This is a genomic window from Oceanobacillus alkalisoli, assembly GCF_021556485.1.
GTDB classification, from domain to species: Bacteria; Bacillota; Bacilli; order Bacillales; family Amphibacillaceae; genus Oceanobacillus; species Oceanobacillus alkalisoli.
Genome location: NZ_JAKGBW010000020.1, coordinates 31,478 through 51,325, shown reverse-complemented (window position 1 = coordinate 51,325; position 19,848 = coordinate 31,478). Strand labels below are relative to the sequence as shown.

The 19,848-nt window shown below is 41.2% G+C and carries 21 protein-coding genes; 4 read left to right on the top strand and 17 right to left on the bottom strand.

Features of this window, described 5'->3' with window-relative positions:
* Positions 1-55: 55 nt before the first annotated feature.
* From cshA to LZD48_RS16080, 3 genes are all read right to left on the bottom strand, one after another.
* Positions 56-1,492 carry a degradosome RNA helicase CshA gene (gene cshA / locus LZD48_RS16090; RefSeq protein WP_235763750.1) on the bottom strand — a complete coding sequence of 479 codons (1,437 nt, stop codon included), beginning with the start codon at positions 1,490-1,492 and terminating at the stop codon, positions 56-58.
* A 329-nt stretch (positions 1,493-1,821) separates the two neighbouring features.
* Positions 1,822-2,667, bottom strand: a complete 846-nt coding sequence (locus tag LZD48_RS16085; protein WP_235763749.1) for an ABC transporter permease — start codon at positions 2,665-2,667, stop codon at positions 1,822-1,824.
* Positions 2,668-2,698: 31 nt separating this feature from the next.
* Positions 2,699-3,712, bottom strand: a complete 1,014-nt coding sequence (locus LZD48_RS16080; RefSeq protein ID WP_235763748.1) for an ABC transporter substrate-binding protein — start codon at positions 3,710-3,712, stop codon at positions 2,699-2,701.
* A gap of 375 nt (positions 3,713-4,087) precedes the next feature.
* On the opposite strand from LZD48_RS16080, the gene LZD48_RS16075 reads away from it, so the two are divergent.
* A complete protein-coding gene (locus LZD48_RS16075) occupies positions 4,088-4,996 on the top strand; it encodes a DMT family transporter (RefSeq protein WP_235763747.1) in 909 nt (302 codons plus the stop codon).
* 20 nt (positions 4,997-5,016) lie between these two features.
* Positions 5,017-5,880 (top strand): DegV family protein, encoded by an 864-nt coding sequence (locus LZD48_RS16070; protein WP_235763746.1) that lies wholly within the window; start codon positions 5,017-5,019, stop codon positions 5,878-5,880.
* A 97-nt stretch (positions 5,881-5,977) separates the two neighbouring features.
* On the opposite strand, the gene LZD48_RS16065 is transcribed toward LZD48_RS16070, so the two are convergent.
* The 7 genes from LZD48_RS16065 to LZD48_RS16035 form a co-directional block, all read right to left on the bottom strand.
* Positions 5,978-6,664: an alpha/beta hydrolase gene (locus tag LZD48_RS16065; protein WP_235763745.1), complete on the bottom strand. Its 687-nt coding sequence runs from the start codon at positions 6,662-6,664 to the stop codon at positions 5,978-5,980.
* Between the two features lie 76 nt (positions 6,665-6,740).
* Positions 6,741-7,085, bottom strand: a complete 345-nt coding sequence (locus LZD48_RS16060) for a YppG family protein (protein WP_235763744.1) — start codon at positions 7,083-7,085, stop codon at positions 6,741-6,743.
* A gap of 78 nt (positions 7,086-7,163) precedes the next feature.
* Entirely contained in the window at positions 7,164-7,415 is a 252-nt protein-coding gene (locus LZD48_RS16055; RefSeq protein WP_235763743.1) for a glutaredoxin family protein, read from the bottom strand.
* Between the two features lie 416 nt (positions 7,416-7,831).
* Positions 7,832-8,560, bottom strand: coding sequence for a PepSY domain-containing protein (locus LZD48_RS16050; protein WP_235763742.1), 729 nt, complete (start codon positions 8,558-8,560; stop codon positions 7,832-7,834).
* Positions 8,561-8,583: 23 nt separating this feature from the next.
* Positions 8,584-8,949, bottom strand: a complete 366-nt coding sequence (locus tag LZD48_RS16045; protein ID WP_235763741.1) for a PepSY domain-containing protein — start codon at positions 8,947-8,949, stop codon at positions 8,584-8,586.
* A gap of 124 nt (positions 8,950-9,073) precedes the next feature.
* A complete protein-coding gene (locus tag LZD48_RS16040) occupies positions 9,074-10,444 on the bottom strand; it encodes a sensor histidine kinase (RefSeq protein ID WP_235763740.1) in 1,371 nt (456 codons plus the stop codon).
* A complete protein-coding gene (locus LZD48_RS16035; RefSeq protein ID WP_235763739.1) occupies positions 10,441-11,133 on the bottom strand; it encodes a response regulator transcription factor in 693 nt (230 codons plus the stop codon). The genes LZD48_RS16040 and LZD48_RS16035 overlap by 4 nt, the downstream gene beginning before the upstream one ends.
* Before the next feature lie 102 nt (positions 11,134-11,235).
* Between LZD48_RS16035 and LZD48_RS16030 the strand changes: the two genes are divergently transcribed.
* Complete coding sequence (locus LZD48_RS16030) at positions 11,236-11,862, top strand: VOC family protein (RefSeq protein WP_235763738.1); 627 nt, start codon at positions 11,236-11,238, stop codon at positions 11,860-11,862.
* Positions 11,863-11,927: 65 nt separating this feature from the next.
* On the opposite strand, the gene LZD48_RS16025 is transcribed toward LZD48_RS16030, so the two are convergent.
* The 3 genes from LZD48_RS16025 to LZD48_RS16015 all read right to left on the bottom strand — a co-directional run bounded on the left by LZD48_RS16025 (position 11,928) and on the right by LZD48_RS16015 (position 14,524).
* Positions 11,928-12,248 carry a thioredoxin family protein gene (locus tag LZD48_RS16025; RefSeq protein WP_235763737.1) on the bottom strand — a complete coding sequence of 107 codons (321 nt, stop codon included), beginning with the start codon at positions 12,246-12,248 and terminating at the stop codon, positions 11,928-11,930.
* Between the two features lie 171 nt (positions 12,249-12,419).
* A complete protein-coding gene (locus LZD48_RS16020) occupies positions 12,420-13,232 on the bottom strand; it encodes a DUF368 domain-containing protein (RefSeq protein ID WP_235763736.1) in 813 nt (270 codons plus the stop codon).
* 122 nt (positions 13,233-13,354) lie between these two features.
* Positions 13,355-14,524 carry a CapA family protein gene (locus LZD48_RS16015; protein ID WP_235763735.1) on the bottom strand — a complete coding sequence of 390 codons (1,170 nt, stop codon included), beginning with the start codon at positions 14,522-14,524 and terminating at the stop codon, positions 13,355-13,357.
* Between the two features lie 225 nt (positions 14,525-14,749).
* Between LZD48_RS16015 and LZD48_RS16010 the strand changes: the two genes are divergently transcribed.
* The gene (locus LZD48_RS16010) at positions 14,750-14,935 is read left to right on the top strand and encodes a hypothetical protein (RefSeq protein WP_235763734.1); all 186 of its coding nucleotides are present in this window, start codon (positions 14,750-14,752) and stop codon (positions 14,933-14,935) included.
* Here the strand turns inward: LZD48_RS16010 and LZD48_RS16005 are convergent.
* The 4 genes from LZD48_RS16005 to LZD48_RS15990 form a co-directional block, all read right to left on the bottom strand.
* Positions 14,932-15,111: a PTS glucose transporter subunit IIA gene (locus LZD48_RS16005; RefSeq protein WP_235763733.1), complete on the bottom strand. Its 180-nt coding sequence runs from the start codon at positions 15,109-15,111 to the stop codon at positions 14,932-14,934. The two genes, LZD48_RS16010 and LZD48_RS16005, sit on opposite strands and share 4 nt — an antisense overlap.
* A 212-nt stretch (positions 15,112-15,323) precedes the next feature.
* Positions 15,324-17,138, bottom strand: coding sequence for a translational GTPase TypA (typA, locus tag LZD48_RS16000; RefSeq protein WP_235763732.1), 1,815 nt, complete (start codon positions 17,136-17,138; stop codon positions 15,324-15,326).
* 522 nt (positions 17,139-17,660) lie between these two features.
* On the bottom strand, positions 17,661-19,019 hold the full coding sequence (locus LZD48_RS15995; RefSeq protein WP_235763731.1) for a sensor histidine kinase: 1,359 nt from the start codon (positions 19,017-19,019) through the stop codon (positions 17,661-17,663).
* Between the two features lie 3 nt (positions 19,020-19,022).
* Complete coding sequence (locus LZD48_RS15990; protein WP_235763730.1) at positions 19,023-19,709, bottom strand: response regulator transcription factor; 687 nt, start codon at positions 19,707-19,709, stop codon at positions 19,023-19,025.
* Positions 19,710-19,848 lie beyond the last annotated feature (139 nt).

The window sequence follows — 19,848 nt, the reverse complement described above, 5'->3', positions numbered from 1 at the left end:
ATAAAACGGCTTGAGGCAGTAGTACTGCTTCAAGCCGTTTTATTTTCATTATGGATTAATCTCTTTTACGACGTTTTTGGAAGTTTCCTTTGCGGTTGCGTCCACCGTAGAAACGTTTATTTTTCGAGCGGTGTCCGCCTCCTTTTCCTTTTGAATGGAGTGCCTTTTTCACACTAACTGGCGCAACAGAAGAAATTCGAACTGGCGTATCTCTTCTTTCCTTCGTTAGCAGGCTAATTGCAGCCGCAATAACGGTGACCGAATCATGATCCTCCAATAAGTCCTTCGCAGCGTCTTGATATGTCGTTAAATCTTTCTTATCAATTGTTTTCTGGATTCTTTCGATTGTAAGTTGCTGTTGTCCGCGTCTTGCATCTTGAATGGTTGGTGGAGCGAGACGCTTCATTTTACTCTTCGTTGTCTTTTCAATCAAATGTAGGTGCGCCATTTCTCGAGGTGTAACAAAGGAAATTGCCTCACCTGTCTTACCTGCACGTCCCGTACGGCCGATTCGGTGTACATAGCTTTCCGGGTCTTGCGGGATATCAAAGTTATAAACGTGAGTCACACCGGAAATGTCTAATCCACGAGCAGCTACGTCCGTTGCAACAAGCACATCGACACGACCATTTTTAAACTTGTTCAATACAGACATCCGCTTTCCTTGCGTCAAGTCGCCATGGATTCCTTCTGCACGGTATCCTCTCGCCTGCAAGCCTTCTGTAATTTCATCAACTCGCTTCTTCGTTCTCGCAAACACAATCGCAAGTTCCGGAGAGTGAATATCGACATGGTTGTTCAACGTATCAAACTTGAATTTTTCCGGAATTTCGATGAAGTACTGATCAATGTTTTCAACCGTCATTTCTTTCGCTTTAATCTTTACTTCTTTTGGATTTTTCATCAAGGTTGTTGCGATATTACGGATTTCTTTTGGCATTGTAGCGGAGAATAGCAACGTTTGACGCTCTTCCGGAATGCCTTTTAAAATATCACGAATATCATCGATGAATCCCATGTTTAACATTTCATCTGCTTCATCAAGGACAGCAACTTGCACTTGATCCGTCCGAATGGTTCTTCTTCGCATATGGTCGAGCAATCTTCCTGGTGTTGCTACAACGATTTGCGGACCATCTTTCAGTGCGCGAATTTGCCTGTCCATATGTTGGCCACCATATACTGCTAAAGCACGAATACCAACAAATCTCGCAATCCGGTTAATTTCTTCTGCAACTTGGATAGCTAGCTCACGCGTCGGGGCTACGACTAGCCCTTGTACTTTCCGAAGTTTAGAATCAATCCTTTGAATCATCGGGATACCGAATGCTGCAGTTTTCCCCGTTCCTGTCTGAGCTTGACCAATCACATCGTTACCTTCATTGGCAAGCGGGATGGTTTCTGCTTGTATTGGCGTCGCTTCTTCAAAACCCATTCTTTCTAACGCCTTCATAATTGGGGCTGAGATATTTAATTCATTAAATTTTGCCACTTAATGTCTACTCCTTCTGTAAATAAATATTTAGTTATAAGAGGCCACTAGTCCTTTGCTTTGTATTTATAAATCCTATTTATACATATACCCTTTGTCCTTATCTGTTATGCACGACTAATGTGCAAGGGTTTATCGTTCAACCGGGAATAGATTTATCACGTACCAATTATTGTTTCTTTAAAAAAGAACAATCAGGCTTCCCTTTCCATCTTCGGGGCCTCAAATTACTGCTTGTCTTATAATACCACATCTTTGTCATCATTTTCCACAATGCCCCGTCACAAATACTTTTTTTAAATGACAGAGGAAAAGTACAAGACTATGACTTAAGTTCGGGAGGATTCCGATATCGCAAGTGTCAAACGGTCAATGATAATCGCAATAAAGACAATACTAATTCCTGCCTCAGAGCCTCGCGCCACATCAATTGTGTTCAGTGCGGACAACACTTCCAGCCCAAGTCCTTCTACTCCTACCATCGAAGCGACGACAACCATAGCAAGTGCCATCATCGTCGTCTGGTTCACTCCGGTCATCATCGTTGGCAATGCTTGAGGGATCTGCACCTTTGTGAACAATTGCCATTTTGTCGGCCCGAAAGATCTGCCAGCCTCCACCATTTCTTCTGGTACCTCACGAATCGCTAAATTCGTAAGCCGGATAATTGGCGGAAGCGCGTATATAATCGTAGCTAACACACCTGGTACAAGTCCTAAACCAAAGAAGAAAATTCCCGGGATTAAGTAAACGAAAGACGGCAATGTCTGCATCGCATCAAGAAATGGTTTAATAACTGTCTCAACCCGATTACTTGAAGCCATCCATATCCCAAGCGGGACTCCGATCATAAGCGTAACTACCACGCTGGCAATCACAATGGTTAGTGTATACATTGTCGCTTCCCATAATCCAAAAATGCCGATAAGAAATAAAAATGCACTATAAAGCAGGCCGGAAGCGATTGATTTATACTGCCATGCAAGCAGGAAGATAACTAAAATAAAATACCACCATGGAATCCACAAAAGAAAATCATTCAAATTCACAAATACCCATAATAACCCCGACTTGACGCCATCAAAAATATTGCTCCAATGGATCGTGAGCCAATTGACAAGTAATTCGATGTAATAACCAAGATGGAAAGTCAGTTTTTCCGGAAATTCAAACATACTTCACTTCCCCTTCGCTTTCTGTAAAAAATCATAATGCTTGTTTCACTCTTGCAGCAATGTCCTCTGGAATCCACTCCGTCCAAACTTCTTCATAATTTTCGAGGAACCATAAAGCAGCTTCCTGCGGGGTTGCATCATTTTCTTCCATATAAAGTAGAGCATCACCTGCAATTTCTGTAGAAGTCTCATAATTGCTTAACATCTCGGCAATATCTGGCGCTTTTTCCAAGAAATCAGCATGTACGGTTATGTAAGCCGGATTATCAGGAAATTTCGTGCCAAAGTTTTCGTTAAAGGTTTCCTCATCATATTCCGGTTCTTCAAGTAAAGTCATGTCATACCTGGCCATTGACCATGTCGGTGACCATTGATAACCGACCCATGGTTCATGATTCATATATGCCCGTGCAAGAGAAGCGCCGATTGCCCCCGCCGTACCAGGGGTGAAGTAATTGAATGTCTCATCCAGCCCATATGTTTTCACTTTTTCTTCCAAAATATCGTGAATGACCGTTCCAGTTTGGGTTCCGATAATAACACCTTTTGTCGGGTCTTCCGGATCTTGGAATAATTCCGGGTATTTCTTTAAATCTTCTACCGTTTTAAGATCTGGTGCCATCGGTTCAATTCCTAGTTCAGAATCACCTTCAATCACATATGTCGGTACATGGAAGCCTTGGTCATCTGTTACCATATTTGTGGATAGTTCAATAATTTCGCCAGCATCAATTGCTTCCAGATAAGGTTCTTGCATATTCACATACCAAAGTTCCATATAGACATCGATTTCACCTGTCCGGAGTCCAGTAAAAGTTGCGATTGATGAGCCATTGATGAAATCAACCGGATATCCATAACCTTCTTCGATAATGAAGGCCGCGATATAATTATGTAATTGCATGCTGTCCCAGCCGCCGTCAGCGATTGTAATTGTTTCCTTTCGGGCGTCAGCTGTGTCATGGTCTGAATAATTGCTGTAAATGCCTAGTCCAATTAACAACACGAGCATGAAAGACCAGGCATATTTCCACTTTTTCTCCAAATTATCTCCCCCTCTCCACCATTTATTATAATGATGTCAGATTCTTATTACCAATTTTATACATCAAGAACCCATCTTTCACTCCTTCAAACACTGCTGTCGTTTTCATTCAGCGTAAGTGATTTGCACGTTCTCATGGCTTGCTCTCTAATCGCCGCTCAGCAGGTGCGAGAGGTGTCTGGACTGCGGACCTCCGGAGGTGAGTTTCGGACACTGACGCTGAATGAATGCAATAAAGCAGACTATAGATTGCATGAAATAAATGAAATTTCTCATGAATCATGGTAGTATAAGGTGATAATATATTGAAATTGGAGATGTCCACCGTGCCTGGTTATCTTCTCTGGAAAAGGTGTCTGTTAAAGGAGTTTTTCTATGCGTCTTCCTGCATTTAATCCGAAAGCAGCTCTCTTTATTGGGGTAATTGCTGTATCCACTTCTGCTATTTTCGTTCGACTTGCTGAAGATGCACCTGCAGCTATGACTGCTTTCTATCGTTTATTCTTCGCCGTTATCATCATGGCGCCATTTATCATAATTAACTATCGACATGAGTTTAAACAAATCTCAAAAAGAAACTGGCTCTTATCCATACTCGCCGGTATATTTCTCGCAGCACACTTCATTTTTTGGTTTGAATCATTAAATTACACTTCCGTTGCAAGTTCTGTAGTATTTGTTTCCATCCAACCGTTATTTGCCTTCCTCGGAACATATTTATTGTTTCAGGAACGCTTTTCCTATGGCGCCATCATCAGTATGGTCATTGCCTTGTTTGGAAGTCTGATTATTGGCTGGGGAGATTTGCAGCTTGGCGGAACTGCTTTACTCGGTGATGTCCTCTCCATCCTAGGTGCAGTTGGCATCACGGGTTATTTCCTGATTGGACAATCTGCGCGGAAGAGTTTGTCTTTAATGACATATACATTCATCGTATATAGCGTTAGTTCCATTACGTTATTTATTTATAATCTCGGGTTACAACACTCGTTTACCGGTTATAGTGCAACGAACTGGTATGCATTTCTTGCTCTGGCTATTATACCAACATTTTTCGGCCACTCGATTTTCAACTGGTGCCTACGCTGGTTAAGCACAACAACAGTGTCCATGGCCGGATTGTTAGAACCGGTTGGAGCAGCAATTTTGGCATATATTTTCTTGGATGAAGCTGTTACATGGTCACAATTTTTAGGTGGAACAATCGTCATCTTTGGCTTGTATTTATTCATCCTCAGCACATCGAAAAAAACGAGAGTTACCATTTCTCAAAGGAAAAATTAATTAGTTAGGCGGTAATGAAAATGCGAATTCAGCTTATGACAGATGGTGGAGCAGATATTCCACAGCAGCTAATCGAACAATTGCAAGTAGAAATCGTCCCCCTTTATTTAAATTTTAGTGATGGCGAGTATAAAACAGGGACCACATTAAAACTTGCGGATTTCCATCAGAAAGTAAAAGAATTGAATGAAGTGCCGCGTTCTGCTGCACCAAGCCCGAATGACTTTTACGAAGCATATAAAAAGGTGCCACAGGATAAACCAATCATTATGCTGAGCCTTTCCAAGGAATTGAGCAGTACGTATCAGAATGCTGTTGCTGCGAAAAACATGATACTCGAAGCAGAACCGGAGCGTAGGATTGCTGTTATCAATACGAAAACTGCTTCAGGCGGGATTGCCTTGCTGCTTCATGACTTGTACGGTAAAATCCAAGCTGGAGATACATTTGAACAAGTCGTACAGCATACAAAGGACCGGGTTGGGGATACGGTTACTTTATTTGTTCTGCAAACATTAGATAATCTTGTCCGTGGCGGTCGAATTTCAAAAGTTACCGGTAAAATTGCAAAAACACTTAGTATTAAATTGTTAATGCGTGGCAGTGAGCAAGGGGAGATTGAGGTAACCGAACGTGTACGTGGTGAAAAACGCGCACTCAAGCGGTTTATCCAGCAAATCGGTGAGTATACGAAAAGTGCGGAAAATAAAAGTTTATTCATGACCCACTGCAACAGTGAATCCCGAGCCATTAAGTTACTGAACGATATTAAAGATAAATATTCCTTTAAAGAAACATTCCTGACCGATATCGGCCCAATTATCGCCACTCACGGCGGGGACGGGGCCATCGTGATTGCTTTCTTTCAGGATAGGAATAAATAAGCAAACAAAATGGTTGGACATCAAGTTTTTGTCCAACCATTTTATTTTTTCTTTTATCCCGGTGTAACCGTCCGTAAAACTCCCACTGATTGAAGTTTTACTTTATTAAAAAGTCATGAACCATCAGATTGATTGTATCTTTATCATCGCCTAAACAAAGTAAATGCTTCGATTGGTCTAAAAGCACAAGCTCCTTATGTTCTGAATCAATTTCTTTATCCAAATAATAAGCAGTCTTATACGGTACCATCCCATCAAGCTGCCCGTGTGCAATCAATACTGGCGTATCGACCTCTTTTAAATAACGTCTCGTAAAGTTGACGAGCTTGATGAATTCGAAATTCGCCTTTATTGGCACTTGCCCAAATTTGCGTTTATAGTGATTGTACATTTTATTATTTTCCAACCCGCCTTTTAAACCATCACGGATTACCTCATGAACATCTATCCCGATCTGTTTGAAATCCAAGTACTTCCCGGCGGTCGCAAGTAATACTAACTTTTTCACATTGTACTTTGCTGCAAGATAAGCAGCAATCATCCCACCCATCGAAAAGCCGATCAAATAAATCTCATTATACTTTTTCGTCAATTGCTCCAATGTTTCTTCCGCTGCCAAAATCCAATCTTTATAAGTGATGTTCTCTAAATCCAATTCCATCCCATGTCCCGGCAATGTAGGTATTTCCACATGCCAATCTGTATGTTCCCGCAAATACGACGCTAACGGTCCAAGTTCATAAGGACCACCTGTAAATCCGTGAATCAATAAACATCCAATCATCTGCATCTCCTCATTCCAGAAAGCCTTCTTTTTCTACTATTATCTGCTTATCGTTCACCAATTATCCGACGTAAGCTTATCTAAACATTTTTATCAAGGCACTAACCTGCCTAACAATCGGGGACACTTGATGGTATGTGCTCGCTAGCTGATTAATCGTTGTCATCGTTTTATCGAAGTCCACTTGTCCATTTGCATCGGTAAAAGCACGAAGTAAACCTGCCTGTGTCTGTCCCTGCGGATTCTCATAAGCTTCTTGGTTCGGACTCATCAGATCCAGCGGTTGCGGAGGTTTAGCATAACGTTCATAAGGTGTTAGGTGTAAATTCGGATAGTTTGGTGTTTGGTATGCTTGGGTGTGGGTGAATGATGGCGGCTTTCGATTGGCAAAAAAGTGTGGATTCCTTGCTCTATTGTCCATTTGGAACACCTCTCTATACAAACATTGAGTCATACTATAAATTATGCAACCAAAAAGGTTTTTGTTATTCGAATCGATTTAATGTTCTACTTTAGAGAGCGCATGGCGAATCCGTTCCTTTTGATAACCCAATATGGAATGCTTCTCCCCTTTTACAAACATTGCTGGTGTGCCGTATATTCCAATATCTTGCATTTCTTTCATATAATCTCTATCTTGTGTTACATTTTTTATCTTGTACGTAACATCATATTTTTTTACGAGATCGATGACCTGTGTGCAATAATGGTTATTATCGCTCACATAAATGATTACATCATGGTTGTCCATCTAAAATTCCTCCAAAAGCTCCTTCTATTTTCTTTCCCTTTATCTCTTGGATACCCGATTGATGATAATTAAAACGTTTTTCGACAATATGTAGATTTTTGTCGAAACATAGAATTTTGCAGATTAATACACAATGCCTTACCTGTTTAAATAGAAGGGTGGGTTATATTTACCTGAAGAACTTATTCAAACAATTTTTGAAAAGATAAAAGACTGTCGATGCTTATATATTAATGAATTTCATAATACGTATTTAATGTCTCACCATCACCATATGTAGTTGAGTTGGCAACTACATATGGTGATGGAAAAGCCGACTTTGGTAATTATGAAATTCATTCATATTGTAAATAATTTCAGATAAAATGGTAAACAAAAAAACACGGTACGCAAGTTACTGCACCGTGCTTTTAAATTTAATCGTCTTCCAAATCAATATCCACAACGAGCACCTCTCCCGTATAAGCATCAATTTCAATCTCGGCCTCGCCCCGCGAACTTTCCATTTCTATTTCATAGATTAACCGGCCATCATCTCGATCTAATTCAATGCTATCAATCGTACCAGAAAATTGCTTCTGCGCAATGTCAATCGCTTTATTTTTACTGATTGTTGATTTTCGCTCATTGGATTTATTGTTAGATTCTTTCGTTGCTTGCTCTTGTTTTTCCTCTTGCTTTGTTTCTTCCTGTTTTGGTGCAATTACCGTTTTACGTTCGGAATCATCTTTTTCTTCATTTGCCTTTTCGTTCATTTCTAGATCTGATTCTTTTTTTTCTTTAGTGGCAGTTGAGTCTTCTTTGTCAGCTTTCTCTTTTTGTTTATCCGTTTCCCGCTCATTTTTTTTAGCTGTTTTCGTGGCACGTTTTTCCTCAAGCTTTAATACTTTTCCTGAGTTCCCGTCAATTTGTAACTCATATTCTTTTTCTTCCATAACAACTTCCACTTCATAAACAGGATTTTTCCCTTGATTATCTAACTCGAGTTCGGTGATCTCACCAGGATATTGAGCTTTCACTTTATCCTCCACCTCGGCTTTCGTTAAATCAGGCCCTGCAGAAACGGATAAATTCTGACTGAAGATGAGACCTAACACAGCAGCGATTGCCATGGCACCAATTGCCATCATCATTTTTTTATTCATCATGACCCCCTCTAGCTTCCTAATTAATCATCCCAGCGATCATCGTCTTCTTCGATATCCAACTCGATAATATCGCCTGTCCTTGCATCAAGTTCTATTTCTGCTTCATGTGTTTCATTCTTTAATTCGACTTCATACATTAATCTGCCGTCATCTTCGTCAAGTTCAATTTCCGTTACTTTACCTTCGAATTCTGTTAATGCAATTTGTTTCGCTTCTTCAATGGATAGCACACCATCAAATCGATCCTGTTTTTCCACTGTTTCTTCCTTCGTTTCACTCGCCGCCACAATCGGCTCTGTCGGTGCAGCATTCGACTGATAAGCAGTAAAACCAATAACCGAGCAAATAGCCAATAACCCAATTCCTAAACCTGTTTTCTTATTCATTATTAATTCCTCCTCATTTAATTTCTACCCTTATCATAGCCACTACGAATGATAGGAGAATGTGAGGAAGATTAGAAATTGATGAGAAAGAGATTAATACTGGAAAAGATCATTCGAAACATGTTTATTTTTCATTTTCCCTATCCGCTTTTTTCATAGCCGGAAGTACCAGTGTAAACATAGACCCTTCTCCAGCCGCGCTTTCAACCGTTAATTTTCCGTGATGACTTTCAGCAATTTCCTTGGCAATGGATAAACCAAGCCCGCTGCCGCCAGTCTCTCTGCTTCTTGCTTTATCGACCCGGTAAAACCGCTCAAATATCCGTTCCTGATCTTCTGGAGATATTCCACTTCCATAATCTTTCACAGAATAAATAACATCACCATTATAAGTGAACAAACTTACCGCAATTTTATCTTCACTGTATTTCAATGCATTTTCAATTAAAATATAAATGATTTGCTCAAGCTGTCCAGCATTTCCTAAGACATTCAGTTTTTCGATATTTTTATGAAATTCAATCTCCCTATTATAGGCCTGCTTGAATGTCGTAATGGAATGGTCCACTAATTGGACAAGCTCGATTGGTTCATGAACAACATTTTCTTTATTCTTCGCTAAAGAGAGGAGCTGCTCCACAAGTCTTTTCATCCGGTCGGCCTCTGAATCAATCGCTGCAATCGATTCCTCCAGCAATTCAGGATTATCCTTCCCCCTTCTTTCAAGCAACTGAGCATAACTCTTCACAATTTGTATCGGTGTCTTCAATTCATGGGAGGCGTTCGAGACAAAGTCTTCCTGTCTTTCATAGTTATCCCTTAGCTGGTCAATCATTTCGTTGAAGGTAACTTCCATTTCATAGAGCTCGTCCTTGGAACGATTGGAATGGTCGATCTTCTTCCATTTCCGCTCTTTAATGTTCGTTTTCATCGTTCGTGTCAGTTCTTCAATTGGATTCAAGAGCAAGCGGTTCAAGATATTACTTCCAATAATTGTCGGAATGAGAATAATGAGCGATACAATGATGAGGACGTAAAACAAAATCCGTAATGTATCGGTTAAAGCAACTAAATGGTCAGACATCTGAAGCGTCACTACACTGCCGTCATGCCAAATGATTGGCTTGGTCACAACCGCAACATGAACGCCGCGCTCCGGCCGGATGATTTCCTGGGACTCTGCAGTCTGGAAAGCACCTTCAAGCGTCCTGTAAGCTTCTCCTTTCAGCTTAAACTCAAGCGCCTGCTCATCACTAGAGAAAACCTTCACCATTCCATTTGCCGGAAGAAAAGCATTGATCACTTCACTGGTCTCTTCTGCGGCTGTCGCGCTCGCAAGTTGTTCAATCAGATTATCTGTCTGCAAGGAAAGTTCGACTAGCTGACTATCCGTTGCATTTTTGTAAAAGAGAAAATAAACGAATGTATTGACGAGGATTAGCATACTTAGAATAAGAATACTGGAAAACAGCCGTATTTTCGTTCTTAATTTCATTGCTCAAGATCCTTTATTGTATAACCGATACCGCGTACGGTTTGAATAAAGGCGACATCAAAGCCTTTATCCACCTTTTGCCGCAAATAACGGATATAGACGTCAACTACATTCGTATCTCCGAAATAGTCGAACCCCCATACTTGATTGATCAACTGCTCCCTTGTGAGGACAATATTTTTATTTTGCAATAAACAGACGAGCAGATCAAATTCTCTTGGGGTAAGTTCAATTTGCACTTCGCCCCGTGTTACTTCACGGGCACTTGGATTTACTTTCAGATCTCCAACAGAAAGCTCATCACTATTTTCTCTCTTCGCTTTCGGACGTCTTAATAGAACACGAATCCGTGCTAATAACTCCTCAATCTGGAAAGGCTTCGTAATATAATCATCCGCTCCAAGATCAAGTCCGCTCACCTTATCATGAATTTCATCCCGCGCAGTAAGGAGAACAATCGCTGTCTCCTCATCAAAGCGGCGTACTCGGCGCAATACTTCAAGACCGCTTAATTCGGGTATCATAATATCTAACAGGACAAGATCCCAGTCTTCATCTTCTATCAGCTGAAGTGCATCTTTCCCATTATCCGCTACACCGGTTTCATAATTTTCATATTCAAGCTCGAGTTGGAGCACTCGACTCAATTTCTGTTCATCTTCAATAATTAAAATTCTAGGTTTTTCCATGTTCACACCCGCCAGTTTTAAGATTAATTACTTTCTATTATACGCACAAATGTTTATGATGACGATAAGAAGAAATCTCCATTTTAACAAAGGAGGAAGAGCATGCTAGCAATTGACCATCTTGTAGTCGTGTCGGAGGATCCGGAGAAGGATGCCCAGCAGTTTGTAGAACAACACAATGTAATTGCAATCGAAGGAGGGAGACATGAGAAATGGGGAACGTATAACTTTCTCGCCTATTTCCAGAACGATAGTTACATTGAATGGCTCGGTGTTTTTGATGAAGCACTTGCTAGGAAAAGCAATCTTCCGCTTGTAAAAAAAGCAGTCGAGTTTCTTGACCAGGGAAAGAGAGGACCCCTCACTTTTGCATTACGTACCGAGCATTTGGACAAGTATCTGAACAATTTTGAAGAAAAAAACATCCCATATGGCGGGCCATATCCAGGCATGCGAAAAAGGCTCGATGGTTCTACACTTTCCTGGAGAATGCTTTTTCCAGAGAAGTCAGCTAATCTGCCCTTCCTGATTGAATGGGGCAGTGTAGCAAATAAGCCCGATGATGCGGCAAAAATTAATCCGCGCAACTTAGGTGAAATTACAATTCCTGGCGACTCGGCCATCTACAAAGATGTTTTCCAACTGACCGAAAAAGACTATACCGTCCAGCTGGAAAATGGGAAGTTACGATTTACGAACGACCAGCTCGATTTTAAATTAAGTGAGTGATGAAGTAAAAAAAGAAGCTAGTAATCAACAGGAGAGTTGATCGCTAGCTTCTTGTATGTTCTAATTTAGCCTAACTGTTGCTCTAGAAATTCGGTTACTTCTTCCGGTGTCTTCGTGTAAGCACTATGCTGGTGCGCAAGCTTTTCTCCATTTTGGAAAATGAGTACGCTTGGAATCCCCATTACTTCATACTTCTGGGCAATTCCTTCAATTTCATCAATATTCACTTCATACCAGCTGTAATTGCTGAACGCTTCCATCACCTGACCTGAAAACATATCAAAACGTCTGCAGTCCGGGCACCAGCCAGCAAAAAACTTAATAATAACCGGATCTGCACTCTGAATAATTTCATCGAATCTTGCTTGTGTTTCAATTAACTCCATCTGAATTCTCCTTTATACCCTCTTTAAATTATTTTCCCACGCATGAACGGTCTGTAATACCCCCACTGCTAAACATGAGGGAAGATCAAAATGTATTGGTGGTGGATATACAATCCGTAAATCCCTGATTCTGTTCAACTAGCAATGAAGTTTCACTTTACTATATTGTAACTATTTATACTCTATTCGTCCAAGGATATACGCTGTTAAGAGTCCAGCAAAAAATGTAAGGACACTTACGAAAAACATGCCAACCGTTTGTGGTATTCCCGGAAAAACGACGAAGACGGAGCCGCCAACAAGTCCAATCGCAGCGGCAAATGTAATGGTGAAATGATTTCTTAAAAAATAACCGACGACTCTGCTCATAATAATAAAGCCGATTGCTATACCAAGTCCTGTGACAATAATAATGTCAAAATGCAAGTTACTGACAGCAGCAATGACGGTCGGGTATACACCAAGCACCAGAAGCATGAAGGAACCACTAATACCGGGGAGAATCATCGCTGAGCTCCCAATCATCCCTGATAAAAACAGAAAAGCATACGTCTTAGGAGTAATATTTGTAATAATCACTCCTTCGCCGACACTGAGGAGTCCTAATGTTGCTATAATGATAACGCCAAGCAGCATCATGCCAACGTGTTTTAATCGAAATGAATTCTTTGCACCTGCTTTATAAAGTAAATAGGGTAAGACACCAAGGATCAGTCCAAGGAAGAAAAATAATGTCGGCATCGGATGATGGTTAAACAACCATTCAATCACTTTCGCGAAGGCAAAGACAGCTGCTACCATCCCAATTCCCAGCGGGATGAGAAAACCCAGATGCTTCCTCCAATCCTTGCTGAAGAAACCGTTAATTGCTTCAATCAATCGTTCATAAATTCCAAGTAAAAGGGCAATGGTACCACTACTAATCCCCGGGATTACTTCCGTAGCCCCCATCAAGATGCCCCGATATATATTTTTCCATTCCATGCGATGAATCTCCTTAATGTATGTAAATTTAAGTCTATTTTACATCATACCAAAAAAGGCCTGTTATGCCTATCTTAAAATAGTAAAAAAGTGTGAACTCCTTTAGTGAAATCACACTTATTCTATTCTTCTATGTACCGGAGTTCCGGGAGCCACTGAGACATATGCTCTTTTATTTCCGCATAATGTTGAGCCGCATCTTTCAATTCTTTATTTGTTAATGTATACATCGGTACAACTTGATAATCCTCCCACTCCGGGTGGAAGGTGACATAGGTAGGTAAAAGGGTCGGGGAATGGATTTCAACACTTTCTTTCTCTCCCTCCGTTGTTTTCGTTACAGTAAACGTAAACACCCCACCAATTCGTTGATAAAGTTCCTGCTGGTTCGATAAGAAATTGCCAAGACTGTAGATGACAAGCGTTTCAGAGCCGTCCTCCCCTTCTACCCAAGCGGCCGGCTGCAAAACGTGGGGATGGTGACCGATGACGGCATGCACCCCTTGGTCTGCGGCAAATTGCACGAGATCTTTCTGTTCTTCGTTCGGCATCCGTTCATACTCATTTCCAAAATGGAGATTCAACACAATTAGATCCGCTTTTCGTTTTGCCTCGGCAATATCTTCTTTCATCTGTTTCTTATCGATTAAATTGACCAAATACGGCTTCCCTTCTGGTACTGGGATTCCATTCGTTCCGTACGTATAATTGAGAAAAGCAGCAGAGATTCCTTCATCGGTTTCAACAACACGCACTTTTTCCCGATCTGCTTCATTCTTATAGGAACCAACATACATCATGTCTAAACGATCCCAATGGCTGATCGCTTGTTCAATTGCAGCTTCCCCGCGGTCTAGTGTATGATTATTGGCAAGCATGACAACATCAACACCAGCATCTTTCAATGCATCACCGGCTTCTTTGGGACTATTAAATGCCGGGTACGTTGACAAGCCAAGTTCCGCTCCGCCAATCATCGATTCTTGATTTGCTGTTGTAATCGTTGCTTCGCTTAAAAAAGGCTTCACTTTTTCAAGCATCGGGGAAAAATTAAATTTACTCCCTGTCCAAGCATCCACATATACCGGTTCATGCAATAATACATCTCCAATGGAAGATATCGTAATCTCTTCTATAATCACATCCGGAATTGTTTCTTTTAACGTCACAAGGCGCTCCATACCTGTTAGCTCTTGCCCGGAACTCGTGACTTTCACGGTCATATTGCAAGCGGCGAGCAGACTGAACAGACACATAAAAAGCCCTGCTATCATACAATCTTTTATTCTCAAAACGATCTTCTCCAATCATCTTCTATCCAGCATCTATCTGAACATCTATTATTTTACTGTTTACGGGCGAAATGCTCAATAGTACGCTATAAGGAAATATGAAAAAAACTTTAGATTCATAATGATAAGCTGGATGGAGTTGGTTATAGTATAATAAGAGCAGATAGATGGAATCATGTACGGGCGGATTTTTTAACAATGGGATTAAGTAATGGGGGAATCGTGGTGAAACGTTATTTATCTGGAATTCTAATCGGATTAAGTGGTATCATCATTATTGTTGGCAACATGCTCGACCTATACTGGAGCGGTATTGCAGCATGGGGAGTTTCTATCATCTTACTGATATGCGCCGCTTATTTCACAAAATACATCCCGAATGATAGAAAGAATAAACCGAAAGAACGTTAATGATGCTGGGCATGTCCTCCAAAAGGGATGCCCAGCTTTTTACGTTCATTTTTCCCGTACCATTCCTTCTGCCGGAACAATTGCGATCCCATTATTTTTTCAGAAAATGTCGGACCGGGTACATCCCCTAGTTGAACAAGTCTTTCCGTCAACGGTGCGTACACTTTTTCTTCCATAGCAAGTTTTATTCCTCCTTTTGCGCAATTCGTACAACGAAATAGATTAAACGCCCATGATGTTAAAGATGATACACTACCTAACCTTACCTTCATTCCAGCTAGACGAAACGCACGAAAAAAAAGAGACCATATGAAGAACAACTTCATCCAGTCTCTAGAACGTACCTTTCATAATTCGCTATATTTTAAGAAGATGCAGTGCACCTACTTTATTTTTTCGCCGCTTTTTCTCTTTCTGATTTGTTTAAGATTTTTTTCCGCAGGCGGATGGATTCTGGTGTAACTTCGCAATATTCATCATCGTTCAAGTATTGCAATGCCTCCTCTAAGGACATCTTTCTCGCCTTCCGAATATTTGTTGTCTGATCTTTTACCGATGCACGCATATTCGTCAAATGTTTTTCTTTTGTAATATTTACGGTTAAATCATTATCTCGATTATGCTCGCCGATAATCATACCAGCATACACTTCTTGCCCGGGCTCAGCAAAAATCGTTCCACGATCTTCTAAATGTAAAATACTGTAAGTGGAAACTTTACCGTTTTCCAGTGCAACAAGTACACCTTCACGTCTTCCGCCAACATTGCCTTTAACGACTGGCTCAAAGGCTTCAAATGTATGATTCAAAATTCCATAACCGCTCGTCTGGGACATGAATTCAGTCGTATATCCGAGGAGACCACGGGAAGGCACTTTAAATTCAATACGAACTTGACCGTCTCCATAGTTCACCATATCAAGCATTTCACCTTTACGCTCTCCAAGGGACTCCATCACCGCTCCAGTGTAAGATTCCGGAACATCAATCTGGACACGTTCCATCGGCTCACACTCAACACCATCAATTTCTTTAATGATTACTTCTGGTTTCGATAATTGGAGTTCAAAACCTTCTCTTCGCATGTTTTCAATCAGAATGGACAGATGTAGCTCCCCGCGTCCAGAAACAACCCAAGCGTCCGGAGTATCAGTCGGATCTATCCGTAAACTTACATCTGTTTCCAGTTCCTTCATAAGCCGTTCTTCAATCTTTCTAGCAGTAATATACTTTCCTTCTTTACCAGCAAACGGGCTATTATTCACACGAAACGTCATTTGCAGTGTCGGTTCATCAATCCGTAACCATGGCAGAGCTTCCGGATGATCTTTTGGACAGACCGTTTCACCAATATTAATATCTTCTAATCCAGAAACAGCTACAATTTCACCGGCACTTGCTTCTTCAATTTCAATCCGTTTTAAGCCAAGGAAACCGAACAGCTTCGTAATGCGATATGACTTATTCGTTCCGTCCTGTTTCATCAGAACGACTTGCTGGCCGACATGAATTTTACCTCTTGCTACCCGCCCGACTCCAATTCTTCCGACATAATCATTGTAATCAAGCAATGTCACTTGGAATTGTAGTGGCTCATCGGAGTTATCAACAGGGGCAGGGATATGTTTCATAATCGTTTCGAATATTGGGTCCATCGTTTCTTCTTGTTCTTCCGGTTTAAGACCTGATGTACCATTTAAAGCTGATGCATAGACGACAGGAAATTCAAGCTGGTCATCATCTGCTCCAAGCTCAATGAACAAGTCGAGTACTTCATCGATTACCTCTTCTGGTCTAGCGTTCGGTCTGTCCACTTTGTTTACAACAACCATCGGGCGCAGTTTTTGTTCGAGCGCTTTTTTAAGTACGAAACGTGTCTGAGGCATCGTACCTTCATAGGCATCGACAACAAGTGCAACTCCGTCCACCATCTTCATAATCCGCTCCACTTCACCACCGAAGTCCGCGTGACCTGGTGTGTCGAGAATATTTATCGTTGTATCCTGATATTTAACAGCAGTATTCTTCGCTAAAATCGTAATACCACGTTCTCGTTCAATATCACCTGAGTCCATTGCGCGATCATCGACCTGCTCATTTTCCCGGAATGTTCCAGAGTATTTTAACAGCTGATCAACAAGAGTCGTTTTCCCGTGATCAACGTGGGCAATAATCGCAATATTACGTATATCTTTTCTTTGCATAAACGTCCGCTCCTCTTTTTTAAGGGATGAATCAAGCCCTTATTATAGCATAATATCGGCTGGGCGTATATTTATCGGAATTATGGCGCATTTTGGAGGGAAGTTAGGGCAAGTTCTCTGATCAGTGACCTAGATTTGTCGACGGTTTGACAATAGGGCTTTGATATTGTCTTCAGTGACTTACCAAGAGAGATTCGTAACTACAGGTCACAGATAAGCTTGATCATTGACCTGCATGAATAAATTACTTCGTATGAGGTTTTTGATCATCGGTGTCAATGCCTTTCCGATTCGTAGCCCTTTTGGAGGTTGTAGTGCGTGGATGTTTCTCTCCGATTAAACTTTTCCCGCTTACTTAACGATTCAACAATCAATAGCTTCTTTGGTGGAATAGAAGACATTTTTCCATTTTCCACATCCTTTCTGATATTTGTTCGCACAAGCTTAACACGAGTCACATTACTGTGTCACACATACAAAATGCAAAACCCCGGTCTTTTTACCCGAGGTTTTGTGTATTCCTTAGCCATGTTTCTCTCTTTTACCTTTGACGAAAGGTAGCGTAATTGTAAATTTCGCTCCTCCTAATGCCGCGGAACGGTCGACGGATATTTTCCCGTCTGATTGTTCGATAATTGCCCGGGCGATAGCTAGGCCAAGGCCGCTCTCGCCACTTTTCCCTTTAATGAAACGGTGAAATATATGCGGGATAAGATCTTCCGCGACTCCCTCCCCGTCATCCTCCACCGTGATCACTAACTTTTTATGCGCCGTGTACGCATGAATTTCGATCTGGCTCTCTGCGTGGCGAATCGCATTAACAACAATATTGGATAGAGCTCGCAGCATTTTCTCTTCATCCGCATAAATCAGGATATTTTCTTCTACTTGCTGCTTCACTTCGACATCATTTTCATTCAACATGGGGAGCAGTCGGTCCATTACTCCATTGATTAATGCATTGCCGGATAAGGTGATAGGCTCATACGTCTTCTCTGTATCGAGCTTCGCCAAAAGAATCATCTCGTTAATGATAATTTTTAAGCGATTTACTTCATCAACCATCAGTTCAAGACCCTTATCTCTTTCTTCCCCTTGAAACACGCCATCCTTAATCCCTTCCGCATAACCTTGAATCGTCATAAGCGGTGTCTTCAGTTCATGGCTCGCATTTTGGAAAAACACTTGCTGGGAACTCATATACCGCTGCAGTTCGTTCGCCATTTCGAACACGCTTTGTTCTACTTCTTTAATCTCTCCTGTTGCTTTAATTCGCTCGACATCATCAAACTGGCGCTTCTCAATCTTCTTCAATTGCCGCTGGAGAAGGGTAAGCGGTGTTACCAGTTTATTTGTTAAATAATAACTCAACCAAATTGCCAGCAGTGCACCAATCAGAAAGATGAGAAACAACCGAGTGAAGAAGTTTTGCTGTATTGCATGTAAATCGGTCATCGGCGTGAGTAAAATCAATTCTAACCCGAGTGCATCCGGACTAAAGAGGATGCGGGATGTGACAAAGCGATCATTACCAAGCTGCCACATCGTTTCTTTTGTATTGGCGAAATTATTTTCTTGGAAAAATCCGGCCACGACTGAGTTTGGCATCGTGGAGAATAGTACGGTATCAAGATTCCGGTCATAAAGAAATAATTGAAGCTCTTGTTCATTTAAAAACTGATTAAACTCCTGCATATCCTGCGTCGTTCCGTATTGCTCCGTCAGGAACCCGGCTAGGAGTTCTCCTGTTTCTTCAAGCTGTCTCCGCTCATCTTGGACAAGGATGTCTAATATTAAGGAATAGATCAGGTAACCGGTCACCGTTAAGACGACAATGAGCAGCCCGGTAAATGCTAATGTTAATTGTGATCGTAATCTCATCGCCTATTCCTCATCTTTTCGCAAGCGGTAACCGAATCCCCAAACAGTTTCAAGCGGGATATCCGGTATTTTTTTTCGTATTCGTTTCACAAGATCATCCACCGCCCGGTCACTTCCGAAGTAATCATTGCCCCAAATGTTTAAGAGCAGTTCTTCCCTCGAAAATGCCCGATTCGGATTTTGCGCAAACAAAAGCAACATATCATACTCTTTCGTCGTCACTTCAAATTCGTCACCAGACCAGAATATCCGGCGCTCATCAAGATAAATCAATAGTTCTCCAACCTTCATTCGCTCTAGGTTCTGTTGTTTCGTTTGTCTTCCAAAACTCGTTCGTTTAAATAGCCGCTTCACACGAGCAACGAGCTCCCGTGGACTAAACGGTTTCGTGAGATAATCATCCCCGCCCAGCTCAAGGCCAAGAATCTTATCGATTTCATCATCTTTTGCAGAGATAATGATGATTGGCACTTCACTTTCCATCCGGATTCGTTTACAAAATTCATAACCATCCATTCCTGGAAGCATAATGTCAAGGATCCACATATCAGGCGGATTCGTTCGCCATACTTCCCAGCCCTCTTCTCCAGTTGACATGATGATGACATCATAGCCTTCTTTCTCAAGGTAAGCACGAACAATATTTTGGATATTTTTATCATCTTCTACTACACCAATTGTGTAACTCATTTTTCGTCACCTTTTCATTCGTTTTGCTATCTCCATTTTCACATAGAAAGTATAATTATTATACTAAAAAGCTGCAAAAAAACATCTCCCACAGTTTTTCCACAATTACGCCTAACCTTTCCCTTTTCTAATGGGTATA